Origin of the sequence: Burkholderia sp. AU4i, assembly GCF_000466765.1 — a bacterium.
In the GTDB taxonomy this organism is placed as follows: domain Bacteria; phylum Pseudomonadota; class Gammaproteobacteria; order Burkholderiales; family Burkholderiaceae; genus Burkholderia; species Burkholderia cepacia.
In genome coordinates, this window is the sequence record NZ_ASSI01000094.1 from 25,802 (window position 1) to 52,505 (window position 26,704).

Annotated in this window: 24 protein-coding genes; 22 read left to right on the forward strand and 2 right to left on the reverse strand. The window is 65.2% G+C overall.

Annotated features, from left to right (window positions below):
* The first annotated feature begins 12 nt into the window (after window positions 1-12).
* Window positions 13-498: an Lrp/AsnC family transcriptional regulator gene (locus tag L810_RS21605; RefSeq protein WP_006408082.1), complete on the forward strand. Its 486-nt coding sequence runs from the start codon at window positions 13-15 to the stop codon at window positions 496-498.
* Between the two features lie 74 nt (window positions 499-572).
* On the opposite strand, the gene L810_RS21610 is transcribed toward L810_RS21605, so the two are convergent.
* Window positions 573-1,106: a class IV adenylate cyclase gene (locus L810_RS21610; protein ID WP_021160421.1), complete on the reverse strand. Its 534-nt coding sequence runs from the start codon at window positions 1,104-1,106 to the stop codon at window positions 573-575.
* A 177-nt stretch (window positions 1,107-1,283) separates the two neighbouring features.
* Window positions 1,284-2,183, reverse strand: coding sequence for a LysR family transcriptional regulator (locus tag L810_RS21615; protein WP_042975630.1), 900 nt, complete (start codon window positions 2,181-2,183; stop codon window positions 1,284-1,286).
* Between the two features lie 183 nt (window positions 2,184-2,366).
* Here L810_RS21615 and L810_RS21620 point away from each other — a divergent pair, with 183 nt between their 5' ends.
* The 21 genes from L810_RS21620 (at window position 2,367) to atpA (ending at window position 26,632) form a co-directional block, all read left to right on the forward strand.
* Entirely contained in the window at window positions 2,367-4,052 is a 1,686-nt protein-coding gene (locus L810_RS21620; RefSeq protein WP_021160425.1) for a GMC family oxidoreductase, read from the forward strand.
* Between the two features lie 432 nt (window positions 4,053-4,484).
* Entirely contained in the window at window positions 4,485-5,264 is a 780-nt protein-coding gene (locus tag L810_RS21625; RefSeq protein WP_021160426.1) for an ABC transporter ATP-binding protein, read from the forward strand.
* Entirely contained in the window at window positions 5,261-6,016 is a 756-nt protein-coding gene (locus tag L810_RS21630; protein ID WP_021160427.1) for an ABC transporter ATP-binding protein, read from the forward strand. The genes L810_RS21625 and L810_RS21630 overlap by 4 nt, the downstream gene beginning before the upstream one ends.
* Before the next feature lie 76 nt (window positions 6,017-6,092).
* Entirely contained in the window at window positions 6,093-7,292 is a 1,200-nt protein-coding gene (locus tag L810_RS21635; RefSeq protein WP_021160428.1) for an ABC transporter substrate-binding protein, read from the forward strand.
* A 130-nt stretch (window positions 7,293-7,422) separates the two neighbouring features.
* Complete coding sequence (locus L810_RS21640; RefSeq protein WP_021160429.1) at window positions 7,423-8,307, forward strand: branched-chain amino acid ABC transporter permease; 885 nt, start codon at window positions 7,423-7,425, stop codon at window positions 8,305-8,307.
* Window positions 8,307-9,281, forward strand: coding sequence for a branched-chain amino acid ABC transporter permease (locus tag L810_RS21645; RefSeq protein WP_021160430.1), 975 nt, complete (start codon window positions 8,307-8,309; stop codon window positions 9,279-9,281). The genes L810_RS21640 and L810_RS21645 overlap by 1 nt, the downstream gene beginning before the upstream one ends.
* 1,128 nt (window positions 9,282-10,409) lie before the next feature.
* On the forward strand, window positions 10,410-11,567 hold the full coding sequence (locus tag L810_RS21650; protein WP_021160432.1) for an ABC transporter substrate-binding protein: 1,158 nt from the start codon (window positions 10,410-10,412) through the stop codon (window positions 11,565-11,567).
* A 200-nt stretch (window positions 11,568-11,767) separates the two neighbouring features.
* A complete protein-coding gene (locus L810_RS21655) occupies window positions 11,768-12,823 on the forward strand; it encodes a branched-chain amino acid ABC transporter permease (RefSeq protein WP_021160433.1) in 1,056 nt (351 codons plus the stop codon).
* Window positions 12,824-12,827: 4 nt separating this feature from the next.
* Window positions 12,828-14,612 carry a branched-chain amino acid ABC transporter ATP-binding protein/permease gene (locus L810_RS21660; protein WP_021160434.1) on the forward strand — a complete coding sequence of 595 codons (1,785 nt, stop codon included), beginning with the start codon at window positions 12,828-12,830 and terminating at the stop codon, window positions 14,610-14,612.
* Complete coding sequence (locus tag L810_RS21665; RefSeq protein ID WP_021160435.1) at window positions 14,612-15,367, forward strand: ABC transporter ATP-binding protein; 756 nt, start codon at window positions 14,612-14,614, stop codon at window positions 15,365-15,367. Before L810_RS21660 ends, L810_RS21665 begins: the two co-directional genes overlap by 1 nt.
* A gap of 578 nt (window positions 15,368-15,945) precedes the next feature.
* A complete protein-coding gene (gene mnmG / locus L810_RS21670) occupies window positions 15,946-17,916 on the forward strand; it encodes a tRNA uridine-5-carboxymethylaminomethyl(34) synthesis enzyme MnmG (protein ID WP_021160436.1) in 1,971 nt (656 codons plus the stop codon).
* The gene (rsmG, locus tag L810_RS21675) at window positions 17,913-18,599 is read left to right on the forward strand and encodes a 16S rRNA (guanine(527)-N(7))-methyltransferase RsmG (RefSeq protein ID WP_042975631.1); all 687 of its coding nucleotides are present in this window, start codon (window positions 17,913-17,915) and stop codon (window positions 18,597-18,599) included. Before mnmG ends, rsmG begins: the two co-directional genes overlap by 4 nt.
* A 56-nt stretch (window positions 18,600-18,655) precedes the next feature.
* A complete protein-coding gene (locus L810_RS21680; protein WP_042975632.1) occupies window positions 18,656-19,435 on the forward strand; it encodes a ParA family protein in 780 nt (259 codons plus the stop codon).
* Between the two features lie 31 nt (window positions 19,436-19,466).
* On the forward strand, window positions 19,467-20,360 hold the full coding sequence (locus L810_RS21685; RefSeq protein WP_021160439.1) for a ParB/RepB/Spo0J family partition protein: 894 nt from the start codon (window positions 19,467-19,469) through the stop codon (window positions 20,358-20,360).
* Between the two features lie 10 nt (window positions 20,361-20,370).
* On the forward strand, window positions 20,371-21,501 hold the full coding sequence (locus L810_RS21690) for an SLC13 family permease (protein ID WP_042975633.1): 1,131 nt from the start codon (window positions 20,371-20,373) through the stop codon (window positions 21,499-21,501).
* Window positions 21,502-22,070: 569 nt separating this feature from the next.
* Window positions 22,071-22,595, forward strand: coding sequence for an ATP synthase subunit I (locus tag L810_RS21695; protein WP_021160441.1), 525 nt, complete (start codon window positions 22,071-22,073; stop codon window positions 22,593-22,595).
* Between the two features lie 109 nt (window positions 22,596-22,704).
* Complete coding sequence (gene atpB, locus L810_RS21700) at window positions 22,705-23,556, forward strand: F0F1 ATP synthase subunit A (RefSeq protein ID WP_012492242.1); 852 nt, start codon at window positions 22,705-22,707, stop codon at window positions 23,554-23,556.
* Between the two features lie 75 nt (window positions 23,557-23,631).
* Window positions 23,632-23,904 carry a F0F1 ATP synthase subunit C gene (gene atpE, locus L810_RS21705; RefSeq protein WP_021160442.1) on the forward strand — a complete coding sequence of 91 codons (273 nt, stop codon included), beginning with the start codon at window positions 23,632-23,634 and terminating at the stop codon, window positions 23,902-23,904.
* Between the two features lie 129 nt (window positions 23,905-24,033).
* Window positions 24,034-24,504, forward strand: a complete 471-nt coding sequence (locus tag L810_RS21710; protein WP_021160443.1) for a F0F1 ATP synthase subunit B — start codon at window positions 24,034-24,036, stop codon at window positions 24,502-24,504.
* A 2-nt stretch (window positions 24,505-24,506) separates the two neighbouring features.
* Window positions 24,507-25,046, forward strand: coding sequence for a F0F1 ATP synthase subunit delta (locus tag L810_RS21715; protein ID WP_006482713.1), 540 nt, complete (start codon window positions 24,507-24,509; stop codon window positions 25,044-25,046).
* A 44-nt stretch (window positions 25,047-25,090) separates the two neighbouring features.
* Window positions 25,091-26,632, forward strand: coding sequence for a F0F1 ATP synthase subunit alpha (atpA, locus tag L810_RS21720; RefSeq protein WP_021160444.1), 1,542 nt, complete (start codon window positions 25,091-25,093; stop codon window positions 26,630-26,632).
* Window positions 26,633-26,704 lie beyond the last annotated feature (72 nt).

Genomic DNA, 26,704 nt, shown 5'->3' on the forward strand with positions numbered 1-26,704 from the left:
CGGAGAATACTCATGCTGGAACTCGATCACTTCGATCTCGCGCTGCTGGACGTGCTGCAGCGCTTCGGCCGCGCGACGCATCAGCAGCTCGGCGAGGAGGTGCCGCTGTCGCCGTCGCAGATCGGCCGGCGGCTGCAGCGGCTCGAGGCGGCCGGCGTGATCGAAGGCTACCGCGTGATGCTCCGGCCCGAAAAGCTCGGGCTCGGCGTCACCGCGTTCACGAGCCTCAAGCTCAAGCACCACGGCGATTCGATCATCGAGCAGTTCCAGCAGCAGATCGACGTGCTGCCCGAAGTGCTCGAATGCCATGCGGTGGTGGGCGACGCGGACTACCTGCTGCGAATCGTCGCGCCCGACCTGAACGCGCTGTCGCAGTTCGTGATGAAGAAGCTGATGCGCGTGCCGGGCGTCGACAGCGTGCGCTCGAACATCGTGCTGACGACCTTCAAGCGCAACGGCGCGCTGCCGCTCGCGCACCTGGCGCCCGGCGCGGCCTGACACGGCGACAGGGCGGCGACGGGGCGTCAGGGTCGAAGGCGGCGCGGGTTGCGCCGCCCCGGCGCAGGGCCGGATCAGGCCGCTTCGGGCTGCGTGTCGGCGTTCAGCAGGTCGACGTATGCGACCGCGACGAGGTCGTCCGGCGACACGCCGAGCTTCGCGAACACGGCGTGCGCTTCGGCTTCGCCGCCGGCTTCGTCGTCGTCGGGGCCGAGCACGACTTCCAGTTCGATGAAATCGCCGAGGCCGTCGATGCGGTCGAGATGGATGCGCGTGCGGCCCGCCAGGTACACGTGCCGTTCCTTCGTCACGATCCCGCGCGTGGTCAGCGCGGTGGCGAGCAGCGCGTGCATCGCGTCGGGGTTCGTCACCGGGCTGCGCGTGTAGTACGACGCCTTCGGGCCGTCGCGGTCGTCGCGCTGGTAGAAGATCAGTTCGGCCGGCGTGCCGTCCTCGAAGCGGCGCAGCTTCAGCCGGCCGCGCGGCACGTCATAGAAGAAATCCTGCTGCCGATAGAAGAGCGGCGCTTCGGTCGCGAGTTTGGCCGCCTGTTCGCGCAGCTGGTCGAATTCGCGGGCGCGGGCTTTGATCTCGATGTTGCGGGCCATGCGGGTCTCCTTCAATCGGGGTCTCGCGGTGTGCGAACGCACAATCTAGCAAAAACGCGGAGACGGTGGCGTGACGGCAGGGGCGGGGTGCGGCGCGATGACGCGTGTCGTGCCCGGCAGCGGGATGCCCGACGCCCGATGCCCGATGCCCGGAACGCGCACTTTCATCAGCGCCGCTCATATCGCCCATTGCGCTTCGATCAGCCGCAGCGCCGCCGCGATTGCCGGTTCGTCGCGCCGCTCGGCGAGCGTCACGAACGTCAGTTCGGTCGGCACCGTCACGCGTTCGACGATCGTCAGCGCATGCGCGTGCGCTTCGGCCAGCGCGGTCGAGTCGCGCGCGAGCGTCAATCCGATGCCCGATTTGACGAGATCGAGCATCGACTGCTCCTGGTCGACCTCGGCAACCTTGAGCGGCTGCGCGCCGGCGTCGGCGAAGCGCCGCGACAGCAGCCGGTGGTGCGCGGATGCCGGCGGCGTCCAGATCCACGGCAGCGTGGCCAGCGAGCGCCAGTCGTTCACGCGCTGTACGCGCTCCTTCCATCCGGCCGGCGCGAGCACGCGGTACTCGAACTGCGTGAGCGTGACGGTGTGGAACAGTGCGCCGTCGAGCGGATCGTCCTCGCCTGGCCGGCCGATGTAGTAGCCGACGTCGAGCGCCTGCGTGCGCACCTGTTCGATGACCCACCCCGACATCCCGTGCCGCAGCGCGGTTTCGATCTGCGGATGGGTTTCGACGAGCGCGCGCAGGAAGCCGCCGAGCCGCAGGAAGCCCGGATCGAGGATCGTGCCGATCCGCAGCCGGCCGCGCACCTCGTGCCGCAGCGCAGCAGCGGCGCGCTGTACGTCGGCGGCCGCGGCGAGCGCGCGTTCCGCATGCGGCAGCAGGGTCTGGCCGTCGCGCGTCAGCGCGAGCCCGCGCGACGTGCGCGTAAACAGCGTGACGCCGAGCGTTTCCTGCAGATGCTTGATCTGCAGGCTGACGGCCGGCTGCGTCAGGTGCAGCTGCACGGCGGCGCGTGTCAGGTTGCCTTCGCGTGCGACCGTCGCGAACGCACGGAGCAGGGTGAGATCCATCGTCGTGATATGAGCGCGGCTTATAACGCAGTTCAGCATAACTCATTGGATCGCCAGCCGGCGGCGGGAGTACGCTTCATCGGTCGTGTCGCCCGGCCGCCAGCGCGGGCCGCGACGCACTATGCTGAAAATGCGCGCGGCACCGCGCCGCGCGGCGCACAACAACGAAGAAGGGGACACGCCGTGAGTACTCCACGCACGCTCGAAGGCGAATTCGACTACGTGATCGTCGGCGCGGGCACCGCGGGCTGCGTGCTCGCGAACCGCCTGACCGAGGATCCCGACATCCGCGTGCTGCTGCTCGAAGCAGGCGGCAAGGACGACTATCACTGGATCCACATCCCGGTCGGCTACCTGTATTGCATCGGCAACCCGCGCACCGACTGGCTGTACAAGACCCAACCCGAAGCGGCGCTCAACGGCCGGGCACTGTCGTATCCGCGCGGCCGCGTGCTCGGCGGCTGCTCGTCGATCAACGGGATGATCTACATGCGCGGCCAGCGCGAGGATTACGACAGCTGGGCGCAGGAAACCGGCGACGCCGGCTGGTCGTGGGACAGCGTGCTGCCGATCTTCAAGCGCAGCGAGGATCACCATGCGGGCGCGAGCGACGCACACGGCGCGGGCGGTTACTGGCGTGTCGAGAAGCAGCGGCTGCGCTGGGAGATCCTCGAATCGTTCGCGCAGGCCGCGCAGCAGACGGGCATCCCGGCAACCGACGACTTCAACCGCGGCGACAATTCCGGGGTCGGTTATTTCGAGGTGAACCAGAAGCGCGGCGTGCGCTGGAATACGTCGAAGGCGTTCCTGCGGCCCGCGATGGCGCGCCCGAACCTGACCGTGATCACCGGCGCGCACGCGCAGCGCGTGATTTTCGACGGGCGGCGCGCGGTCGGCGTCGAATATCGCGGCGGCGGCACCGATTACGTTGCACGGGCGCGCGCGGAGGTGCTGCTGACGTCCGGCGCCGTGAATTCGCCGCAGCTGCTCGAACTGTCGGGCATCGGCGACGGCCGGCGGCTGCAGGCGCTCGGCATCGACGTCGTACAGGATCTGCCGGGCGTCGGCGAAAACCTGCAGGATCACCTGCAATTGAGGATGGCGTTTCGCGTCGAAGGCGTGCGCACGCTCAACACGCTGTCCGCGCACTGGTGGGGTAAGCTGATGATCGGCGCGGAATATGCGTTGCTGCAGCGCGGGCCGATGTCGATGGCGCCGTCGCAGCTCGGCGCATTCGCGAAATCCGATCCCGACGATCCGGCACTCACGCGCCCCGATCTCGAATACCACGTGCAGCCGCTGTCGCTCGAACGTTTCGGCGAGCCGCTGCACAGCTTCAATGCATTTACGGCGTCCGTGTGCCATCTGCGGCCGACGTCGCGCGGCAGCGTGCATGTCGCGAGCGCCGATCCGGGTGTCGCACCCGCAATCGCGCCGAACTATCTGTCGACCGACCACGATCGCCACGTCGCCGCGAATGCGTTGCGCCTCACGCGCCGGATCGCGTCCGCGCCGGCGCTCGCGCGTTATCGGCCCGAGGAGATCCTGCCCGGCACGCAGTACCGCAGCGAAGCCGAGCTGATCGACGCGGCGGGCGCCGTCGGCACGACGATCTTCCACCCGGTCGGCACCTGCCGGATGGGGCGGGCCGACGACGAGTGTGCGGTCGTCGACAGCCGGCTGCGCGTACGCGGGATTGCCGGGCTGCGGATCGTCGATGCGTCGGTGATGCCCTTCATTACATCGGGCAATACCAATTCGCCGACGCTGATGATCGCCGAGCGCGCGAGCGACATGATCCGTGCCGATCGCCGCGCGGCGCGCGAAGCGACGACGGTGCGAACGGAGCCCGCGGCGACGGCCGCGTGACGGAACGCTGACACGCACGACAGCGGGCCGTCATGATGACGCCCGCTGATTCGATATGCGAAACAAGCTGCCGGTGCCGATCGTGTCGATTGCGTCGCTTCACCGGCAAGATCCATGCAAGCCGCGCAGTCTGCGTGCCTGCCGCGCCGTGCGAAGAGGCAACGGTCGATGATGCACGTGTCAAAAAAACGTGGCGAAAAACCGTGCACAGCCGCGTGCGACATGGCGGCCAGCCCTATAAGTGCAAATCCCGATGATTGCACTGCACCAACGGCGAGACAATGTGGCGCAGTGTGCATACGCGTCGGCGCGGGAGACCACCCTCGAGGCGTAACACGGCGCCCGGGGCAGCCTGCTCATCCGCTGACGTGTTTCGCGGCCGCTTCGCGCGAATCTTCCCGGTGCTTCGCCTGACTTCGTACGGAAGGGAACATGATTCTCGGCGACACGATTCTGGAAACACGCGGACTGACCAAGGAATTCAGGGGTTTCACGGCCGTCAACGGCGTGAACCTGCGTGTGCGTCGCGGTGCGATCCATGCGTTGATCGGACCGAACGGCGCGGGCAAGACAACCTGCTTCAACCTCCTCACCAAATTCCTGACACCGACGGCCGGCCAGATCGTCTTCAACGGGATCGACATCACCGACGAGCGGCCCGCGCAGGTTGCGCGGCGCGGCATCATCCGTTCGTTCCAGATCTCGGCCGTCTTTCCGCACCTGACCGCACTGCAGAACGTGCGCATCGGCCTGCAGCGCGCGCTCGGCACCGAATTCCATTTCTGGCGCAGCGAACGCACGCTCAAGCGGCTCGACGACCGCGCAATGGATCTGCTCACGCAGGTCGGCCTCACCGATTTCGCGCAGGTGCCGACCGTCGAACTCGCATACGGCCGCAAGCGCGCACTGGAGATCGCGACCACGCTCGCGATGGAGCCCGAGCTGATGCTGCTCGACGAGCCCACGCAAGGGATGGGCCACGAGGACGTCGATCGCGTGACCGCACTGATCAAGAAGGTCGCGAGCGGCCGCACGATCCTGATGGTCGAGCACAACATGAACGTGATCGCGGGCATCTCCGACACGATCACCGTCCTGCAACGCGGCGAGGTGCTGGCGGAAGGCTCGTATGCGGAAGTGTCGAAGAATCCGCTCGTCATCGAAGCCTACATGGGCAGCGCCGACGCGGCGCTCGCGGGGGCGCACGCATGAAGCACAGCGAACGGGAGGAACGCGAATTGAGCGGCGTCGAAAGCGGTACGCCCGCGCTGGAGATCACGGGCCTGGAGGCCTGGTACGGGGAATCCCACATATTGCACGGTGTCGACCTGACGGTGCATCGCGGCGAGGTCGTCACGCTGCTCGGCCGCAACGGCGCGGGCCGCACGACGACGCTGCGCGCGATCATGGGCCTCACGGGCCGCCGCAGCGGGTCGATCAAGGTCGCGGGCAACGAGACGATCGGCCTCGCGACACACCGCATCGCGCATTTCGGTGTCGGCTACTGCCCGGAGGAGCGCGGGATCTTCTCGAGCCTGTCGTGCGAGGAGAACCTGATGCTGCCGCCGCCGATCGGGCCGCGCGATCACGCGATGTCGATCGACGAGATCTACACGATGTTCCCGAACCTCGCATCGCGCCGGCAGAGCCAGGGCACGCGGCTGTCCGGCGGCGAGCAGCAGATGCTCGCGGTCGCGCGGATCCTGCGCACCGGCGCGAACCTGCTGCTGCTCGACGAGATCTCCGAAGGCCTCGCGCCGGTGATCGTGCAGTCGCTGGCGCGGATGATCGTCGCGCTGAAGGCGCGCGGCTACACGATCGTGATGGTCGAACAGAATTTCCGCTTCGCGGCGCCGCTCGCCGACCGGTTCTACGTGATGGAGCACGGCAGCATCGTCGAACATTTCCAGGCGGCCGAACTGGAAAGCAAGATGCCGACCCTGCACGACCTGCTCGGGGTGTGACGCCGCCCCGTCTCTCTCGCCGCTAGCCGTGGCGGCTTCGAACAACCACAACGCATCAGAACAACAGGAGACGTCAATGAAAATGAAGACCCTCGCACAGGCCTGTCTCGCGCTCGCGGCCGCCGCGTTCACCGCCGGCGCCGCACACGCGGCGGATACCGTGAAGATCGGCTTCATCACCGACATGTCGGGGCTTTACGCGGATATCGACGGGCAGGGCGGCCTCGAGGCGATCCGCATGGCGGTCGCCGATTTCGGCGGCAAGGTGCTCGGCAAGCCGATCGAGGTCGTCTATGCCGACCACCAGAACAAGGCCGACATCGCCGCGTCGAAGGCGCGCGAATGGATGGACCGCGGCGGGCTCGACCTGCTGGTCGGCGGCACGAACTCGGCCACCGCGCTGTCGATGAACCAGGTCGCGGGCGAGAAGAAGAAGGTCTACATCAACATCGGCGCGGGCGCCGACACGCTGACGAACGAGCAGTGCACGCCGTACACGGTCCACTACGCATACGACACGATGGCGCTCGCGAAGGGCACCGGTTCGGCGGTGGTGAAGCAGGGCGGCAAGAGCTGGTTCTTCCTGACCGCCGACTACGCGTTCGGCAAGGCGCTCGAGAAGAACACGTCGGATGTCGTGAAGGCGAACGGCGGGCAGGTGCTCGGCACGGTGCGTCACCCGCTGTCCGCGTCGGACTTCTCGTCGTTCCTGCTGCAGGCGCAGGCGTCGAAGGCGCAGATCCTCGGCCTCGCGAACGCGGGCGGCGACACGATCAACTCGATCAAGGCCGCGAAGGAGTTCGGCATCACGAAGACGATGAAGCTCGCCGCGCTGCTGATGTTCATCGACGACGTGCACAGCCTCGGCCTCGAGACGACGCAGGGCCTCGTGCTGACCGACAGCTGGTACTGGAACCGCGATGCGGCGTCGCGCCAGTGGGCGCAACGCTACTTCGGCAAGATGAAGAAGATGCCGTCGAGCCTGCAGGCGGCCGACTACTCGTCGGTCACGACCTACCTGAAGGCGGTCCAGGCTGCCGGCACGACCGATTCCGACAAGGTGATGGCCGAGCTGAAGAAGATCAAGATCAACGACTTCTACGCGAAGGGCTACATCCGCACGGACGGCAGCATGATTCACGACATGTACCTGATGGAAGTGAAGAAGCCTGCTGAATCGAAGGAGCCGTGGGATTACTACAAGGTGCTCGCGACGATTCCGGGCGAACAGGCGTTCGGGACCAAGCAGGAATCGCGCTGCGCGTTGTGGAAGTAAGCGGGGCTTGGCGGCGCGCGAGTTGCGCGCCGCACGGTGGCGGCCGCAGCGATGTGCCCCGCTGCGCCGCCCGCGTGCGTGTCCCTGGAAGGTTGCGCGCGCAACGAAACTCATACTGACGGCTAAGTCGATGGAAATCTTTGGCATTCCGTTGCCGGCGATGCTGAGCCAGTTGCTGCTCGGGCTCGTCAACGGCTCGTTCTACGCGATCCTGAGCCTCGGGCTCGCGGTGATCTTCGGGCTGCTCAACGTGATCAACTTCGCGCACGGCGCGCTGTTCATGCTGGGCGCGATGCTCGCGTGGATGGGCCTGTCGTACTTCGGGCTGCCGTACTGGGCGATGCTCGTGATCGCGCCGCTGGTCGTCGGTGCGTTCGGGATCCTGATCGAGCGCTCGATGCTGCGCTGGCTGTACAAGCTCGATCACCTGTACGGGCTGCTGCTCACGTTCGGGCTCACGCTGGTCGTCGAGGGCGTGTTCCGGTCGATCTACGGCTCGTCCGGCCAGCCGTACGACGTGCCGTCGCAGCTGTCCGGCGCCACCAACCTCGGCTTCATGTTCCTGCCGAACTACCGCGCGTGGGTGGTCGTCGCGTCGCTCGCGGTGTGTCTCGTGACCTGGTTCGTGATCGAGAAGACGCGCCTCGGCGCCTATCTGCGCGCGGGCACCGAGAACCCGAAGCTCGTCGAGGCATTCGGCGTGAACGTGCCGATGATGATCACGCTCACCTACGGCTTCGGCGTCGCGCTCGCGGCGTTCGCGGGCGTGCTGGCCGCGCCGGTGATCCAGGTGTCGCCGCTGATGGGCCAGCCGATGATCATCACCGTGTTCGCGGTGGTCGTGATCGGCGGGATGGGGTCGATCCTCGGCTCGATCGTCACGGGCCTGATGCTCGGCGTGATCGAGGGTTTCACGCGCGTGTTCTACCCCGAAGCGTCGGCCACCGTCGTGTTCGTGATCATGGCGATCGTGCTGCTGTTCCGCCCGGCGGGCCTCTTCGGCAAGGAAAAATGATGCAGAGAAAAGTGCTCTACGGCGTGCTGCTTGCCGCACTGCTCGCCGCGCCGTTCATCGGCGCGTACCCGGTGTTCGTGATGAAGGTGCTCACGTTCGCGCTGTTCGCGGCCGCATTCAACCTGCTGATCGGTTATACGGGGCTGCTGTCGTTCGGCCATGCGATGTTCCTCGCGACCGCCGGTTATGCGACCGGTTATTCGATGCAGACGCTCGGCTTCACGCCGGAACTCGGGGTGCTCGTCGGCACCGTCGCCGCGACGCTGCTCGGGCTCGTCGTCGGGCTGTTCGCGATCCGCCGGCAGGGCATCTACTTCGCGATGATCACGCTCGCGTTCGCGCAGATGGTCTATTTCATCTACCTGCAGGCGCCGTTCACGCACGGCGAAGACGGGTTGCAGGGCGTGCCGCGCGGCCACCTGTTCGGGCTGCTCGACCTGTCGAACGACGTCGCGCTGTACTACGTCGTGGTGGCGGTGGTCGTCGCCGCGTGCGCGTTCATCGTGCGGGTCGTGCATTCGCCGTTCGGCCAGGTGCTCGTCGCGATCAAGGAGAACGAGGCGCGCGCGATCTCGCTCGGCTACGACACCGACCGTTTCAAGCTGCTCGCGTTCATCCTGTCGGCGGGCATCGCGGGGCTGGCCGGCTCGCTGAAGGTGCTCGTGCTCGGCTTCGAGACGCTGTCGGACGCGTACTGGACGATGTCGGGCCTGGTCGTGCTGATGACGCTCGTCGGCGGCATGGGCACGCTGTTCGGGCCGCTGCTCGGCGCCGCGCTGATCGTCGCGCTCGAAGACCGGCTCGGCGACATCGGCGAATGGCTCGCGTCGACGACGGGCGTCGCGTGGTTCCATTCGCTCGGCGAATCGGCGACGATCGTCACGGGGCTGATCTTCATCGTGTGCGTGCTCGCCTTCCGGCGCGGCATCGTCGGCGAGATGGTCGCGCGGATCAAGCCGCTCAGGGCCTCCTGAGCGCATGCCGTGCACGTCGCCGCGGGTTGATGCGAAGCACCATCCGGCATGCTCGTGAAGCGCGTCGCAGCGCGCTCGGGGCGGCACCGCGCGGCTGGCTGCTGCCCCATTTTCGTGCGGCGATGCACCATAGGGGTAAATGCTAAGTTGCCGTGGTGCTTAAGCCTCTTTAAGATTCACTTCAGTTCTGATGCACCGCGAAACGAATTTGCAGGTGGAGAACGAGGAGACAATCGAGGCACAAAGTGCCCGGACCCTAAAGCGCTGTTGGACGGAATCCAACAGCGCTTTTTCATTTGGTGCACGAATTTCCATCGACGGTGCAGGCGAATCGCGCTGTGTTCCGCGCGCCCGTGTTCTGCCTCGCGTCACTCGCGCGTCATCCCGTCCCCCGATTTCATCCATTCCTGCCGGTCGATCGCTGTCGGCGCGCAGCCGTGCGCATGCCGTCCGGGCTTACCCGGTTGGCGTGCGCAAAAAGCGTCCGTTACACTCAGCTTTCGCCGACCGTGCGGTCGGGAAAACGGTCGGCAGTTCTCCTACAAGCACAATGCAGAAGAGGGAGTGCGGTTGGATGAGAAGCGCGGGACGAAGGATCGGGGCGGAAGGGGCGGCTGGCGCCGCTCGTTCGGGGGCGGACGTGCATCGGTATGCCGCGGCTTTCACGAGCCGCCCTGCGGCCGGCATGTGCGTTCCGATGCAATCTGCCGGCACGATGGTGTGTCCGGTCGTTGCGTTCGCATCCGATGTGTCGTTCGCATTCGCATGAACGCCCGTTTTTCCGATCCCGCATTGCCCGCGCGTGGAGCCGTATCAGGCCCGGCCGGCCGACCTTCCGGCGATCGTTGCGCCCGCATCGATCGCGTTTCGCGCAGCGCCGCTTTTCTCCGTTCCCTTCATCCTGACGACATTGCCGCCGCGCATCGTGGCGGCCGAACGACCGTATCGGCACGCGCCGCGGCGCGTGCATGTGCGGTATCGCCGGGGCTCGATGGCGGCGCCGGCGTGTCACGGGAAAACGAGTGTAGGCGGGGCAAGGCGAGATAGTTAAATTATTAACTTGTTTGGAGACCGGGAGCCGCCCGAGCGACCCGAGGCTTTTTCGAGCAGCGTTTGGAGACGACATAAATGAAGATGAATCGATGGATGGAAGTTCTGCTTGCCGCGGGCCTCGTGTGCGCGGCCGCCACGGCGTCGGCGCAGGTGAAGATCGGCGTGACGCTGTCGGCCACCGGCCCGGCCGCGTCGCTCGGGATTCCGGAAAAGAACACGATCGCGCTGCTGCCGAAGGAAATCGCGGGCAAGAGCGTGCAGTACATCGTGCTCGACGACGCATCCGACACGAGCCGCGCGGTGCAGAACGTGCGGAAGCTGATCGACGAGGATCACGTCGACGCGATCATCGGTTCGTCCGTCACGCCGAACTCGCTCGCGATGCTCGATCCCGTGTCGCAGGGCAAGACGCCGACGATCTCGCTCGCGGCGAGCGCGCAGATCATCTCGCCGATGGATGCGAAGCGCGCCTGGATGTTCAAGGTGCCGCAGAACGACCAGCTGATGGCCGACGCGATCGCCGGCTACATGGCGAAGCACGGCGTGAAGACGGTCGGCTTCATCGGCTTCGCCGATGCATACGGCGACAGCTGGTACAACACGTTCAACGCGGCGGCCGCGAAGAACGGCCTGAAGGTCGTGTCGAACGAGCGCTTCAACCGGACCGACGCGTCGGTGATGGGGCAGGTGCTGAAACTGATGGGCTCGAATCCCGATGCGGTGCTGATCGCCGGCTCGGGCACGCCGGCGGCGCTGCCGGCGAAGACGCTGAAGGAGCGCGGCTACAAGGGCAAGGTGTACCAGACGCACGGCGTCGCGAACAACGACTTCCTGCGTGTGTGCGGCAAGGACTGTGAAGGCGAGATCCTGCCGGCCGGCCCGGTGCTCGTGACCGACCAGCTGCCCGATTCGAATCCGGTGAAGAAACCGGCGCTCGGGTACAAGGCCGCGTACGAGAAGGCCTACGGCGCGGGCTCGCTGGCGACGTTCGGCGGCCATGCGTGGGATGCGGGGCTGCTGCTGCAGCGCGCGATTCCGGAAGCGCTGAAGAAGGGCCAGCCGGGCACCGAGGCGTTCCGCGAAGCGCTGCGCGCGTCGCTCGAAAGCGTGAAGGACCTGCCCGTGTCGCACGGCGTGATCAACATGACGCCGACCGATCACAACGGCTTCGATACGCGTGCGCGCGTGATGGTGCAGATCGTCGACGGCAAGTGGAAGCTGCAGGCCGAGTAAGCATCACGTGAAACCGGCGTGCGCGGCGCGAACGGCGCCGTGCGTGCCGTCGGCAGGGGGCGGGGCCCGACGGGTCGCGCTCGTGCCGCCTGGAACCGCCGGGGCCCGTCGCCGGGTGCCTGCGCACCGGTCTTGCCGTCCGCGCGCCCCGGCCGTTTCCGTCTTTCGTTTCTCCGCAGCATTCTCGATACACGAAACGTATGGATCTCTCGATTGCAGCGATCCTCGCGCAAGACGGCATCACGACCGGCGCCATATATGCATTGCTGTCGCTGGCGCTCGTGCTGGTATTTTCCGTCACGCGGGTGATCTTCATTCCCCAGGGCGAATTCGTCGCCTACGGTGCGCTGACGCTTGCCGCGTTGCAGGCGCAGAAATTTCCCGCCACCTGCTGGTTGCTGTTCGTGATGGGCATCGCGTGCTTCCTGCTCGAAGTCGGCGGCCTGATCCGGCATCGCGAACGGCGCCATCAGCTCGGCCGCACACTCGCGACACTCGGCAGCCGCTACATCCTGCTGCCGCTCGCGGTGTTCGCGATCACGCGCAGCTTTGCCGCGCAGCCGCTGCCGATGCTCGCGCAGATCGCGCTGACGCTTGCGATCGTCGTGCCGATGGGGCCGTTCGTCTACCGGCTCGTGTACCAGCCGATCGCCGAAGGCACGACGCTGCTGCTGCTGATCGTGTCGGTCGCCGTCCACTTCGCGATGGTCGGCCTCGGGCTCGTGATGTTCGGCGCGGAAGGCTCGCGCACCAACGGGTTCTCGGATGCGTCGCTCGCGATCGGCAGCATGACCGTGTCGGTGCAGAGCATCCTGGTCGTCGTGACGGCACTCGTGCTGATCGGCGCGCTCTACGTGTACTTCGGCCGCACGATCGCCGGCAAGGCGCTGCGCGCGACGTCGGTGAACCGGCTCGGCGCGCGGCTCGTCGGCATCGGCACGACCGAGGCAGGGCGGCTCGCGTTCACGTTCGCGGCGGGGCTCGGCGTGCTGTCCGGGATCCTCGTCGGCCCGCTGACGACGATCTACTACGACTCGGGCTTCCTGATCGGCCTGAAGGGTTTCGTCGGCGCGATCATCGGCGGCCTCGTCAGTTATCCGCTTGCTGCCGCCGGCTCGCTGCTCGTCGGCGTGCTCGAATCGTATTCGTCGTTCTGGGCGAGCGCGTACAAGGAGGTGATCGTGTTCACGCTGATCATTCCGGTGCTGCTGTGGCGGAGTTTCGCGACGCCGCACGCGGAAGAGGAAGAGGAGTGACACGATGAAGACGATGGTACGCAACAAGACCTTCTGGGTGTTTCTCGTGGTGCTGTTCGCGCTGCCGGTGCTGCCTGGTGCGCTGCAGGTGCCCGAATACTGGATCACGCTGCTGAACTACATCGGCCTCTACGCGATCGTCGCGATCGGGCTCGTGCTGCTGACGGGCGTCGGCGGGATGACGAGCTTCGGGCAGGCCGCGTTCGTCGGCATCGGCGCCTATGCGACCGCGTTCCTGACGACGCGCTACGGCGTGTCGCCGTGGCTCGCGCTGATCGTCGGCGTCGTACTGACGGCGCTCGTCGCGCTCGTGCTCGGCGCGGTCACGATGCGGCTGTCCGGCCACTTCCTGCCGCTCGGCACGATTGCGTGGGGCCTCGCGCTGTTCTACCTGTTCGGCAACCTCGAACTGCTCGGCAAGTACGACGGCATCAACGGGATTCCGGCGCTGAACCTGTTCGGCATCGAGCTTGGCAGCGGGCGCAGCCTGTATTTCCTGATCTGGGCCGTCGTGCTGGCCGCGATCGTGTCGGTGCAGAACCTGCTGAACAGCCGCCCGGGCCGTGCGATCCGCGCGCTGCGCGGCGGCGGCGTGATGGCCGAGGCGATGGGCGTGAACACCGCGTGGATGCGCGTCGTGATCTTCGTTTATGCGGCCGTGCTCGCGGCCGTGTCGGGCTTCCTGTACGCGCACCTGCAGCGCGCGGTGAACCCGACGCCGTTCGGGCTGAACCACGGGATCGAGTTCCTGTTCATGGCCGTGGTCGGCGGCGTGTCGCACGTGTGGGGCGCGGTGCTCGGCGCGGCGATCCTGACCGTGCTGCAGGACTATCTGCAGACGCTGCTGCCGAAGCTGCTCGGCTCGGAAGGCAACTTCGAGATCATCGTGTTCGGCGTGCTGATGGTGCTGCTGCTGCAGTACGCGCGCCAGGGCGTGTGGCCGTTCGTCGCGAGGCTGTTCCCGCGCGGGCCGCGCGCGCATGTGCCCGAGCACGCCGATCCGTTGCCGCAGCGCGCGAAGCCGACGGCCGGCGAGCCGCTGCTCGTCGTCGACAACGCGCGCAAGCAGTTCGGCGGGCTCGTGGCCGTCAACGACGTCAGCTTCGACGTGAAAGCGGGGCAGATCATCGGGCTGATCGGCCCGAACGGCGCCGGCAAGTCGACCACGTTCAACCTCGTGACGGGTGTGCTGAAGCCGACCGGCGGCACGATCACGTTCCGTGGCGAGCGTATCGACGGGCTCACATCGCGCCAGATCGTCCGCCGCGGCATCGGCCGCACGTTCCAGCACGTGAAGCTGTTGCCGGCGATGACGGTGCTCGAGAACGTCGCGATCGGTGCGCACCTGCGTGGCCGTACGGGCGTGTGGCGCAGCGTCGCGCGGCTCAATGCCCATGAGGAAGCGCAGTTGCTGGCTGAGGCCGCACGCCAGATCCGCCGCGTCGGGCTTGAAAAACACATGTACGACGAAGCGGGCAGTCTTGCGCTGGGGCAGCAGCGGATTCTGGAAATCGCGCGGGCGCTGTGCTGCGATCCGACGCTGCTGCTGCTCGACGAGCCGGCCGCCGGGCTGCGTTACCAGGAGAAGCAGCAACTCGCCGATCTGTTGCGGCGGCTGAAGGCGGAAGGCATGAGCGTGTTGCTCGTGGAACACGACATGGATTTCGTGATGAATCTCACCGATCGTTTGGTGGTGATGGAGTTCGGCACGCGGATCGCGGAAGGACTGCCGCAGGACGTGCAGCAGGATCCGGCGGTGCTGGAAGCGTATCTGGGCGGGGTGGAGTGATGACGGACACGACGATGCCGATTCTCGAAGTGCGCGGGCTGGCGGTCCGGTACGGGAAGGTGGAGGCGCTGCACGGCGCGGCGATCAAGGTTGGCGCGGGGCAGATCGTCAGCGTGATCGGCCCGAACGGCGCCGGCAAATCGACGCTGCTGAACGCGATCATGGGCGCGCTGCCGGTGACCGGGCATGCATCGGGTGCGATCGTGTACCGCGGTCATGACGTCGGTGCATTGCCGGTCGAGCAGCGCGTCGCACGCGGGATGTGCCTCGTACCGGAGAAGCGTGAGCTGTTCAGCACGATGACGGTCGAAGACAACCTCGTATTGGGCGCGTATCGGCGCAAGCAGGCCGGTGAAGCGAACTTTCTCGACCAGCTCGATCATGTGTTCGCCCTGTTTCCGCGGCTGAAGGAGCGCCGCAAGCAGGCGGCCGGCACGCTCTCCGGCGGCGAGCGGCAGATGCTTGCGGTTGGGCGCGCGCTGATGGGCAAGCCCGATCTGCTGATGCTCGACGAGCCCAGCCTCGGGCTGGCGCCGCTGATCGTGAAGGAGATTTTTCATATCATCAGCGCGTTGCGCGGTACGGGCGTGGCGACGCTGCTGATCGAGCAGAATGCACGGGCTGCCCTGCAGATCTCCGATTACGGGTATGTGCTGGAGACAGGCGAATTTGCGCTGGAAGGGCCGGCGGCCGACCTCGCGCAGAATCCGCGCGTGATCGAGACGTACCTCGGGTTGGCGAAGAAAACGGCCTGATCGGTGGCGTGGTGGGCGGGAAACGGGCGGCGTGTTTCACGTGAAACACGCCGTTTTTGTTTTTGGGTGAGATGCGACCCCGGCACACGACGGCTAGTAACCGGGGGATAAGTGCCGCGGAAACAGTCGGAAGCTCTGTGCGAGCGGATGACGATCCGGAGCATCGTTCGCGGGTGGCTGCCGCCTGTTCCACACACTGGGGATGTTGTGCCGGGTCACAGGGGATAAGTGTCGGGCGAACCGACCGAAATTCTGTGAGGGAGAGGGTGGGCGCGGTCGCACAGGGTGTTCCGTCCAGATTGCCGTGCGGGGCACAGGTATCGAACGGGTTTGTGTTCCACGTGAAATTTCCCGGCAAGCGAATTTTTTGCACAAGCGTAACGATGTGCTGCCGGCGGGCCGGAAGCGTTGCCGGAGCGGGCTCTGCGCCACGGATTCGGCGTCCGAGCACAGAAAAATCGCCGAAATGCACAGACCCTACCATTCGGACGGCCTTCGGGTGAAAAGCGAACCCGCTATAATTCGGCCCATACATTTCTCAGATAGGTTCGTGCGCCGTCCTGCGTACGGAATCCACCATGCTTTTTCCCACAGAATTTGACGTCATCGTCGTCGGTGGCGGTCATGCCGGCACGGAAGCCGCGCTGGCGTCCGCCCGCATGGGCGCAAAGACATTACTGCTGACCCACAACATCGAAACGCTTGGGCAGATGAGCTGCAATCCGTCGATCGGCGGCATTGGCAAGGGCCATCTGGTCAAGGAAGTCGATGCGCTGGGCGGCGCAATGGCAGCCGCGACCGACGAGAGCGGTATTCAGTTCCGGATCCTCAATTCGTCGAAGGGGCCGGCCGTGCGCGCGACGCGTGCGCAGGCCGATCGCATCCTGTACAAGGCCGCGATTCGCCACCGGCTCGAGAATCAGCCGAACCTGTGGCTGTTCCAGCAGGCCGTCGACGACCTGATGGTCGAAGGCGACCGCGTGGTGGGCGCCGTCACGCAGATCGGCATCCGCTTCCGTGCGCGTGCGGTCGTGCTGACCGCCGGTACGTTCCTCGACGGCAAGATTCACGTCGGCCTGAACAACTATACGGGTGGCCGCGCGGGCGATCCGGCGGCCGTGTCGCTGTCGTCGCGCCTGAAGGAGCTGAAGCTGCCGCAGGGCCGCCTGAAGACCGGTACGCCGCCGCGTATCGATGGTCGCTCGATCGACTTCTCGCAGCTGGATGAACAGCCGGGTGATCTCGATCCGATCCCCGTTTTCTCGTTCCTGGGCCGTGCGGAGCAGCATCCGCGGCAACTGCCGTGCTGGGTCACGCATACGAACGAGCGCACGCACGACATCATTCGTGGTGGCCTCGACCGTTCGCCTATGTATACAGGCGTGATCGAAGGCGTCGGGCCGCGCTATTGCCCGTCGATCGAGGACAAGATTCACCGTTTCGCTTCTAAGGAATCGCACCAGATCTTCCTGGAGCCGGAAGGGCTGACGACCAACGAGTTCTACCCGAACGGGATCTCGACGAGCCTGCCGTTCGACGTCCAGCTCGAGCTCGTGCACTCGATGCGCGGCCTTGAGAACGCGCATATCCTGCGCCCCGGCTACGCGATCGAGTACGACTACTTCGACCCGCGTGCGCTGAAGGCGTCGCTCGAAACGAAGGCGATCAACGGGCTGTTCTTTGCGGGACAGATCAACGGGACGACGGGCTATGAAGAAGCGGCCGCGCAGGGGCTGCTGGCCGGTCTCAACGCCGGCCGCTACGTGCAGGAGAAGGACGCATGGTGCCCGCGCCGTGACCAGGCCTATCTTGGCGTGCTGGTCGACGATCTCGTGACGCGCGGGGTGGCCGAGCCGTACCGGATGTTCACGAGCCGCGCCGAGTATCGCCTCAGCCTGCGTGAAGACAATGCCGACATGCGCTTGACCGAGATCGGCCGCGAATTGGGGCTCGTCGACGACGCGCGCTGGGATGCATTCAGCCGGAAGCGCGACGCTGTTTCACGTGAAACCGAACGCCTGAAGTCGACGTGGGTCACGCCGAAGACGTTGCCGCCGGAAGAGGCGACCGCGCTCCTCGGCAAGGCGATCGACCACGAATACAGCCTCGCCGAACTGCTGCGCCGTCCGGGTATCAGCTACGACGGTGTGTGCGGACTGAAGGGCGGCGAGTGCGGCCCCGCAGAGCCGCTGGCCGACGATCCGGTGCTGCTCGAGCAGATCAAGGAGCAGGTCGAGATCGGCATCAAGTATCAGGGCTACATCGAGCGGCAGGCATCGGAAATCGAACGCAACGATGCGAACGAGAACACGCGTCTGCCCGACGGTATCGATTACCGCGAAGTCCGCGGCCTGTCGTTCGAGGTGAGCCAGAAGCTCAACGAGTTCCGGCCGGAAACGATCGGGCAGGCGTCGCGCATCTCGGGTGTCACGCCGGCGGCAATCTCGCTGCTGATGGTGCACCTGAAGCGTCGCGGCCTGGGCCGTCGGAATGGCGCGGCCGAAGCGGCAGCGGAGCAGGGGGACGGCGCCGTCCCGACGCAACAATGACGGCGCGTCGCGCGCCGGCGGTTAATCGGGACGTACTGGAACAGATGCTCGTCGAAGGCACGACGGCGCTCGGCCTCACGCTGACGGATGCACAGCGCAACCAGCTGCTCGACTACGTCGCGCTGCTCGGCAAGTGGAACGCGGTCTACAACCTGACCGCGATCCGCGACCCGAAGCAGATGCTGATCCAGCACATCCTCGATTCGCTTTCCATCGTTCCGCATCTGCGTGGCCGTGCATCGGCCCGCGTGCTCGACGTCGGTTCGGGCGGCGGGTTGCCCGGTATCGTGCTGGCGATCGTCGAGCCGGATTGGCAGATCACGCTGAACGATATCGTGCAGAAGAAGTCTGCATTCCAGACCCAGATGCGTGCGGAGCTGAAGCTCGCGAACCTGTCGGTGGTCACGGGGCGGGTCGAATCGCTGCAGCCGGGTGTCGAAGTGCCGGAAAAATTCGACATGATCGTCTCCCGCGCTTTCGCGGACCTGTCCGACTTCGTTAAACTTGCTCGTCACCTGGTTGCGCCGGGCGGATCGATCTGGGCAATGAAGGGTGTTCATCCGGACGACGAGATTGCGCGGTTGCCGGAAGGCAGCCGCGTGAAGCAGACGATACGGCTGGCGGTGCCGCTGCTCGATGCCGAACGGCATCTGATCGAAGTGGCCGTCGACGAAGCGAATTGAAGGGCCGGCGCGCGATGGCGCGCCGTTTGTTTGAAGGTAAAGGGAACACACCAACGATGGCAAAGATCTTCTGCGTTGCGAACCAGAAGGGGGGCGTCGGCAAGACGACGACATCGGTCAATCTCGCCGCAAGCCTTGCAGCGCAGGAGCAACGAGTCCTGCTGATCGATCTCGACCCGCAGGGTAACGCGACGATGGGCAGCGGGATCGACAAGGCTGCTTGCGAAGCGACCGTGTACGAGGTGCTGGTCGACGGCGTGTCGGTGACCGACGCGCGCATCCGGCCGGACGGCGTCACCTACGACGTGCTGCCCGCGAACCGCGAACTGTCCGGTGCCGAGATCGAACTGATCAGCATCGACAACCGCGAGCGTCGGCTGAAGGCCGCGCTCGAGCAGGTGGCCGACGACTACGATTTCGTGCTGATCGATTGCCCGCCGACGCTGTCGCTGCTGACGCTGAACGGCTTGTGCGCGGCGCATGGCGTCGTGATCCCCATGCAGTGCGAGTACTTCGCACTGGAGGGGTTGTCGGACCTCGTCAACACGATCAAGCAGGTTCACGCGAACATGAACCGCGACCTGAAGATCATCGGCTTGCTGCGTGTGATGTTCGATCCGCGCATCACGCTGCAGCAGCAAGTCTCCGATCAACTGAAAGCGCACTTCGGCGACAAGGTGTTCGACGCGGTGATTCCGCGCAACGTGCGCCTGGCGGAAGCGCCGAGTTACGGGCTGCCGGGCGTCGTGTTCGACCGCAGCTCGCGCGGTGCGCAAGCGTATCTCCAGTTCGGTGCCGAGATGATCGACCGCGTTCGCGCGTTCGAGGTGTCGTGATCCGGACATGAGCGAAGCGAGGAAGAAAGACATGAACGCGGTACCAAAGAAGAAGGGCTTGGGACGTGGCCTCGAAGCGCTGCTCGGCGGCAGTGCCGATATCACCGAAGCGGTGAAGATCGAAGGGGCACCGAACACGCTCGCGCTCGGCAAGCTGCAGGCCGGCAAGTACCAGCCGCGGACGCGGATGGACGAAGGCAGCCTGCAGGAGCTCGCGGCGAGCATTCGCGCACAGGGCGTGATGCAGCCGATCCTGGTACGGCCCATTTCATCAGACAAATATGAGATCATCGCGGGCGAGCGCCGTTTCCGCGCGGCGCGCCTGGCGGGCCTTGATGAAGTGCCGGTGCTCGTGAAGGATGTGTCCGACCAGGCCGCCGCGGCGATGGCGCTGATCGAGAACATCCAGCGCGAGGATCTGAACCCGCTTGAAGAGGCGCACGGTATCCAGCGCCTGCTCGACGAGTTCGGTTTCACGCACGAACAGGCGGCCGAATCGGTCGGCCGTTCGCGCAGTGCGGTGTCGAACCTGCTGCGCCTGCTGAACCTGGCTTCGCCGGTGCAGACGATGCTGCTGGCCGGTGATCTCGACATGGGGCATGCGCGCGCGCTGCTCGCCGTCGATGCGGCCACGCAGATCACGCTCGCTCATCAGGTCGTCAACAAGCGCATGTCGGTGCGGGAGACCGAGAAACTCGTCTCGCACACGACGAAGGAAGCGCCGGCCGTGAAGGCGCGCGCGAAGGACGACGGCGGCCGCGATACGCGCCGTCTCGAGGAGGAGTTGTCCGACCTGCTCGCGTCGACGGTGAAGATCAAGCTCGGCCGCCGCGGGCGAGGGCAGGTCACGATCGACTTCGGCAACCTCGACGCGCTCGAGGGCATTCTCGTGCGGCTGCGCGGTAACGTCGCGACCGAAGAGTAACGCGGTGCCGATGGAGAAGACGGGCGCGCCGACGCCGCGCCGGTGGTTGGGATGGCTTGCGCAGGAGCCGGTGCTGTCGGTTCTTGTCCTTGGCCTGATCGTGCTGCAATGGGTGCGTCCGCAACCATTTTCCGTGTTGGCCGGTCGTGTCGACTGGCAGACGGTCGCGACGCTGGCGGGCCTGCTGATGCTGACCAAGGCGCTCGAGTTGTCCGGCTGCCTGATGTGGCTCGCACACCGCATCGTGCATCACGTGCATTCCGAACGCGGGCTCGCGTTGTTGCTCGTGGGGTTCGCCGCGTTGTTGTCGATGTGGCTCACCAACGACGTCGCGCTGTTCGTCGTCGTGCCTTTGATGGTCTCGTTGCGTGCGCTGACGCCACTGCCGTTCCGGCGGCTCGTGATCGTCGTCGCGCTGGCGGTCAACGCGGGGTCCGTCGCGACGCCGCTCGGCAATCCCCAGAATCTTTTCCTGTGGCAATTGAGCGGCGTGTCGTTCGGCCGCTTCGTCGTCACGCTCGGGCCGCTCGCGATCGCGCTGATGGCGCTGCTGCTCGTGCTGACCGCATGCGCGTTTCGCGCAAAGCCGCTCGACTTGTCCGGTGATGCCACTGCGCTGCCCGTGCAACGCATGCACGCGCTGATCGCGGCGGTGCTGTTCGCCGCGTTCGTGCTGCTCGCCGATGCGCATCATCCGCTGCCTGGTCTCGTCGGTGTCGCCATCGTGCTGCTTGCCGTCAAACGCGACGCAGTCCTGAAGATCGACTGGCTGCTGCTGCTGATCTTCGTACTGATGTTCGTCGTGCTGCGTACCGCGGCTGCGCTGCCCGTCGTGCACGACACGATTGCGAACGCGCAGCTCGATTCGCCGCTGCGCGTCTACGCGGCCGGCGCGCTGTTGTCACAGGTCATCAGCAATGTACCGGCCGCGATCCTGTTGTCGGAATTCACGCATGACTGGCGTGCGCTCGCGTTCGGCGTATCGGTCGGCGGCTTCGGCTTCGCGATCGGCTCGCTTGCGAACCTGATCGCGGTGCGTCTCGCGAAGGAGCCGCGCATGTGGCTGCCGTTCCATCTGGTCTCGATTCCGTTCGCACTCGCCAGCGCGGCGGTCGGCGCGTGGCTGCTCGTTCATGGTTGAGTGACGCGGCTGCGCGCGGCACAGCCGTGCGATTCGGGTGGCGGGGCGGGTGCACAGTATTCGCGCTGGTTGCGGGGCTGTTGATAAGTCCGGCAATTCACAGTCGATTGCCTGTGGTGGCATGACAACTGATTGGATGATCCGACGCGTCGACGTCGGCCCCGATTTCGTGCATCCGGTGCTGCTGGGTGGTCACAGGGTTTTGCCTGTCCGCTGCGTCGTGCCGGGCGCGAGCCCGGGGCCGCGTCACGGCGTGGATTCTGGACGGCGTTCGTGCCGTCCCGCCGGCACCCGCATCGGGCCTCGTTTCCTTGCCATTTCCTCGTCGCCGGGTTTTTTCGAGCAAGAAATACCGGTGCAAAAAAGCGACCTTACAACTGTCATCGTACGTCGTCGAATCGCGTGTTTTTTCACATGATGAGGCGTCGTTTTACGCAGGTTTTTGTCGCGTCTAAAGCCTTGAATCACTTGCAACTATCGCTTACAATCGCCCGGATTTGTTAGCTAGGCACCCCTGAAAGCTTTCAGAAAGCTTGGGGCCGGGTTCAAGGATTTTGCGGAAGATTGCGATGGCGGGTCAGGCGCCGGACGACAGGCACGATGATCAGCGCACGCAACGCACCGCTTCGGCGGCCGGCGAGCGGCGCGAATCCGACGATGACTGGGATGCCGAGCAGCAAGATAACAACATCGTTCCGCTCACGCGGGCAGAAGCCGAAAAGCTGTTCGGCCCGAACGTGAGCAAGCCCTCGCGCGTGACCCCCTATAAGGTGGTATTCGCGCAAGTGGTTCTGTCCCTGGTTGCAACGCTGGCGTGGTGGCTGTTTTCGAAGTCGCCGGGCGCCGCTGCGCAATCCGCGTTTCTGGGCGGAGCGATCGGCTGGGTGCCAAGTGCGGTATTCGTGGCACGACTGAAGGCAGGTGGTTCGGCCACCGTGATGAGCTGGGTGATGGGCGAAGCCCTGAAGCTCGCTCTGACGATCGGGATGTTCACTGCAGTGGCGTTCGGCTGGGCCGGCGTGCACTGGGTGCCGTTCCTCGTCACGTACCTCGTCGTGCTGAAGACGTACTGGATCGCGCTGGCCTGGCGGTAAGGAACAAGCAGCGTGCGGTTTCGACAACGAACCGCACCGGCCCGTTCCCGCAATAGCGTGTTGCGGAACGGGCAAAACGATTTTCGACAATTTGGGTGGCATTAACGATATGGCAGCTAGCGAAGGCACGCGCGGTCCGGATCCGTCCGAGTACATTGCGCACCACTTGCAGAATTTCTCCACCTCGCATCAGACGTCGATTTTCGACATCCACGTCTGGAATCTCGACACGCTGTTCTGGTCGATCGTTTGCGGCATCGTGACGATCGTCTTGCTGCGTCTGGCTGCCCGCAAGGCGACGTCGGGCGTGCCGGGCCGTTTCCAGTGCGCGATCGAGATGCTCGTCGAGATGGTCGAAGACCAATCGAAGGCCATCGTTCACGGCAATCGTACCTTCATCGCTCCGCTCGCGCTCACGGTGTTCGTGTGGGTCGCGCTGATGAACTCCCTCGACTTCCTCCCGGTCGACCTGCCGGGCCGCGTGATCGGCCTGCTCGGTCTGTCGGACGTGATTTCCCACCATCGCATCGTCCCGACGGCCGACCTGAACGGCACGCTCGGCATCGCGCTCGGCGTGTTCGTCCTGATGATCTACTACAGCATCAAGATCAAGGGCGCGGGCGGCTTTGTGCATGAGCTGCTGTCGGCACCGTTCGGCGCCCACCCGCTGCTGTGGATCCCTAACCTCGCGCTCAACATCGTCGAATATCTCGCCAAGACCGTCTCCCTCGGTATGCGGCTGTTCGGCAACATGTACGCGGGTGAGCTGTTGTTCCTGTTGATCGCCCTGCTCGGCAGCATGTGGAGCTTCGGTGGCGACGCAACGTTCCTCGGCTTCGTTGGCCACGTGATCGCGGGCAGCGTCTGGGCAATCTTCCACATCCTGATTGTTCTGTTGCAGGCATTCATTTTCATGATGCTGACGCTGGTGTATCTCGGCCAGGCGCACGACAAGCACTAAGCGCGGCGTGCAAAAAAGAGTTTCCGTTTTAGTTTTTTAAATCTCAGTTCCAAGTCTTTTCACAAAGGAGTGATCATGCAAGCTTACATCGCCAACATCCAGGGTCTGACCGCCATCGGTATCGGCATCATCATCGGCCTGGGTGCAATCGGCGCCTGTATCGGTATCGCGCTGATGGGTGGTAAGTACATCGAAGCCTGCGCACGTCAGCCGGAACTCATCAACCCGCTGCAAACGAAGATGTTCCTGCTGGCTGGTCTGATCGACGCGGCATTCCTGATCGGCGTGGGTGTTGCAATGCTGTTCGCGTTCGCGAACCCGCTCCTGTCGAAGCTCGTCGCAGGCTAAGGTTCCTCGGAAATATGCGTCCGGCGTGAGCCGGCGCAGGGCGGAACGGAGACTTGGGGCGCTGATCGAATGCAACTCGATGAGCGCCTTACCGTTTCATTTTTCCGGAATAGCAGATAAGGAAACACCGTGAATCTCAACGCAACTCTGTTTGCGCAAATGGTCGTGTTCCTGGTCCTCGCGTGGTTCACGATGAAGTTCGTGTGGCCGCCGTTGATCAACGCCCTCGACGAACGTTCGAAGAAGATCGCCGACGGCCTCGCCGCCGCCGAGAAGGGCAAGGCAGAACTCGACGCAGCGCACAAGCGCGTGGACCAGGAACTCGCGCAGGCCCGCAATGACGGCCAGCAGCGCATCGCCGACGCTGAAAAGCGTGCCCAGGCGGTCGCCGAGGAAATCAAGGCCAACGCCCAGGCTGAAGCCGCCCGCATCGTCGCCCAGGCGAAGGCGGAAGCAGAACAGCAAATCGTGAAGGCGCGCGAAGCGCTGCGTGGCGAAGTCGCTACGCTGGCCGTGAAGGGCGCCGAGCAGATCCTGAAGCGCGAAGTCGATCAAACGGCCCACGCCCAACTGCTGAATCAACTGAAAGCCGAGCTCTGATCATGGCCGAACTTGCAACCATCGCCCGCCCTTACGCAGAAGCGCTGTTCCGCGTGGCCGAGGGCGGTGACATCGCCGCCTGGTCCACGCTCGTGCAAGAGCTGGCCCAGGTTGCGCGTCTGCCGGAAGTGCTGTCGGTCGCGTCGAGCCCGAAGGTGACGCGCACGCAAGTAGCCGAGTTGCTGCTTGCTGCTGCGAAGTCGCCGCTCGCGGCCGGCGCCGAAGCGAAGAACTTCGTGCAGATGCTGGTCGACAATCATCGCATCGCGCTGCTGCCGGAAATTGCCGAGCAGTTCGAGGCGCTCAAGAACGAACGTGAAGGTGCAGCCGACGCCGAGATCGTGAGCGCGTTCCCGCTGAACGGCGCGGATCTCGACAGTCTCGTCTCGGGCCTCGAACGCAAGTTCAAGCGCAAGCTGAAACCGACGGTCGAAGTCGATTCGTCGCTGATCGGCGGCGTGCGCGTGACGGTCGGCGACGAAGTGCTCGACACCTCGGTTCGCGCGCGCCTCGCATCGATGCAGGCTGCCTTGACCGCCTGAGCGCCACGCCGGCACGCAACAGAATTGACTATCAGGAGCGAATAATGCAACTCAATCCCTCTGAGATCAGCGAGCTGATCAAGAGCCGGATCCAGGGCCTTGAAGCGAGCGCAGACGTTCGCAACCAGGGCACCGTGATCTCCGTGACCGACGGTATCGTGCGTATCCACGGCCTGTCGGACGTGATGCAGGGCGAAATGCTCGAATTTCCGGGCAACACGTTCGGCCTCGCGCTGAACCTCGAGCGCGACTCGGTCGGCGCGGTGATTCTCGGCGAATACGAACACATCTCGGAAGGCGACATCGTCAAGACGACGGGCCGCATTCTCGAAGTCCCGGTTGGCCCGGAACTCGTCGGCCGCGTGGTCGATGCGCTCGGCAACCCGATCGACGGCAAGGGCCCGGTCAACGCGAAGCTGACCGACGCGATCGAAAAGATCGCCCCGGGCGTGATCTGGCGTAAGTCGGTGTCGCAGCCGGTGCAGACGGGCATCAAGTCGATCGACGCGATGGTGCCGATCGGCCGTGGCCAGCGTGAGCTGATCATCGGCGACCGTCAGTGCGGCAAGACCGCGGTGGCGCTCGACGCGATCATCAACCAGAAGGGCAAGGACCTGATCTGTATCTACGTCGCGATCGGCCAGAAGGCTTCGTCGATCATGAACGTGGTTCGCAAGCTCGAAGAAACGGGCGCGATGGAATACACGATCGTCGTCGCCGCTTCGGCTTCGGATTCGGCAGCGATGCAGTACCTCGCACCGTACGCCGGCTGCACGATGGGCGAATACTTCCGCGATCGCGGCCAGGACGCGCTGATCATCTATGACGACTTGACCAAGCAGGCTTGGGCATACCGTCAGATCTCGCTGCTGCTGCGCCGCCCGCCGGGCCGTGAAGCGTACCCGGGTGACGTGTTCTATCTGCACTCGCGTCTGCTCGAGCGTGCGGCTCGCGTGTCGGAAGAGTACGTCGAGAAGTTCACGAACGGCGAAGTGAAGGGCAAGAGCGGCTCGCTGACGGCACTGCCGGTCATCGAAACGCAGGCTGGCGACGTGACCGCGTTCGTTCCGACGAACGTGATCTCGATTACCGACGGCCAGATCTTCCTGGAAACCGACCTGTTCAACGCAGGCATCCGCCCGGCAATCAACGCCGGCGTGTCGGTGTCGCGCGTCGGTGGCGCCGCTCAGACGAAGGTCGTGAAGAAGCTGTCGGGCGGTATCCGTACCGACCTCGCGCAGTACCGTGAACTGGCGGCATTCGCGCAGTTCGCATCGGACCTCGACGAAGCGACCCGCAAGCAGCTCGAGCGCGGCCGCCGCGTGACGGAACTGCTGAAGCAGCCGCAGTACCAGCCGCTGCAGGTCTGGGAACTGGCCGTGTCGCTGTACGCCGCGAACAACGGCTACCTCGACGACCTCGACGTAAAGCAAGTGCTGTCGTTCGAGAAGGGCCTGCGCGAAAACCTGAAGACCAGCCACGCTGACCTCATCAAGCGCATCGAAGACACCAAGGATCTCTCGAAGGACGACGAAGGCGCACTGCGCTCGGCGATCGAATCCTTCAAGAAGTCCGGTGCCTATTGATCCGCGAGTGACACACTGAGGCCGCGCGGGTGCTGATGCGCCCGCGCCGCTTCGGTGAGCGATGCATGAGCC

Excerpts from the sequence above, each read along its gene's own strand:
- L810_RS21660 (WP_021160434.1), top strand. The coding sequence starts at position 12,828 with ATGAAGACGATGGTACGCAACAAGACCTTCTGGGTGTTTCTCGTGGTG.
- L810_RS21665 (WP_021160435.1), top strand. The coding sequence starts at position 14,612 with ATGACGGACACGACGATGCCGATTCTCGAAGTGCGCGGGCTGGCGGTC.
- L810_RS21695 (WP_021160441.1), top strand. The coding sequence starts at position 22,071 with ATGGCGGGTCAGGCGCCGGACGACAGGCACGATGATCAGCGCACGCAA.
- L810_RS21615 (WP_042975630.1), bottom strand. The coding sequence starts at position 2,183 with ATGGATCTCACCCTGCTCCGTGCGTTCGCGACGGTCGCACGCGAAGGC.
- L810_RS21685 (WP_021160439.1), top strand. The coding sequence starts at position 19,467 with ATGAACGCGGTACCAAAGAAGAAGGGCTTGGGACGTGGCCTCGAAGCG.
- L810_RS21650 (WP_021160432.1), top strand. The coding sequence starts at position 10,410 with ATGAAGATGAATCGATGGATGGAAGTTCTGCTTGCCGCGGGCCTCGTG.
- L810_RS21655 (WP_021160433.1), top strand. The coding sequence starts at position 11,768 with ATGGATCTCTCGATTGCAGCGATCCTCGCGCAAGACGGCATCACGACC.
- L810_RS21625 (WP_021160426.1), top strand. The coding sequence starts at position 4,485 with ATGATTCTCGGCGACACGATTCTGGAAACACGCGGACTGACCAAGGAA.
- atpE (WP_021160442.1), top strand. The coding sequence starts at position 23,632 with ATGCAAGCTTACATCGCCAACATCCAGGGTCTGACCGCCATCGGTATC.
- L810_RS21645 (WP_021160430.1), top strand. The coding sequence starts at position 8,307 with ATGCAGAGAAAAGTGCTCTACGGCGTGCTGCTTGCCGCACTGCTCGCC.
- L810_RS21610 (WP_021160421.1), bottom strand. The coding sequence starts at position 1,106 with ATGGCCCGCAACATCGAGATCAAAGCCCGCGCCCGCGAATTCGACCAG.
- atpA (WP_021160444.1), top strand. The coding sequence starts at position 25,091 with ATGCAACTCAATCCCTCTGAGATCAGCGAGCTGATCAAGAGCCGGATC.
- mnmG (WP_021160436.1), top strand. The coding sequence starts at position 15,946 with ATGCTTTTTCCCACAGAATTTGACGTCATCGTCGTCGGTGGCGGTCAT.
- atpB (WP_012492242.1), top strand. The coding sequence starts at position 22,705 with ATGGCAGCTAGCGAAGGCACGCGCGGTCCGGATCCGTCCGAGTACATT.
- L810_RS21635 (WP_021160428.1), top strand. The coding sequence starts at position 6,093 with ATGAAAATGAAGACCCTCGCACAGGCCTGTCTCGCGCTCGCGGCCGCC.
- L810_RS21640 (WP_021160429.1), top strand. The coding sequence starts at position 7,423 with ATGGAAATCTTTGGCATTCCGTTGCCGGCGATGCTGAGCCAGTTGCTG.
- L810_RS21680 (WP_042975632.1), top strand. The coding sequence starts at position 18,656 with ATGGCAAAGATCTTCTGCGTTGCGAACCAGAAGGGGGGCGTCGGCAAG.
- L810_RS21630 (WP_021160427.1), top strand. The coding sequence starts at position 5,261 with ATGAAGCACAGCGAACGGGAGGAACGCGAATTGAGCGGCGTCGAAAGC.
- L810_RS21690 (WP_042975633.1), top strand. The coding sequence starts at position 20,371 with ATGGAGAAGACGGGCGCGCCGACGCCGCGCCGGTGGTTGGGATGGCTT.
- L810_RS21605 (WP_006408082.1), top strand. The coding sequence starts at position 13 with ATGCTGGAACTCGATCACTTCGATCTCGCGCTGCTGGACGTGCTGCAG.
- L810_RS21715 (WP_006482713.1), top strand. The coding sequence starts at position 24,507 with ATGGCCGAACTTGCAACCATCGCCCGCCCTTACGCAGAAGCGCTGTTC.
- rsmG (WP_042975631.1), top strand. The coding sequence starts at position 17,913 with ATGACGGCGCGTCGCGCGCCGGCGGTTAATCGGGACGTACTGGAACAG.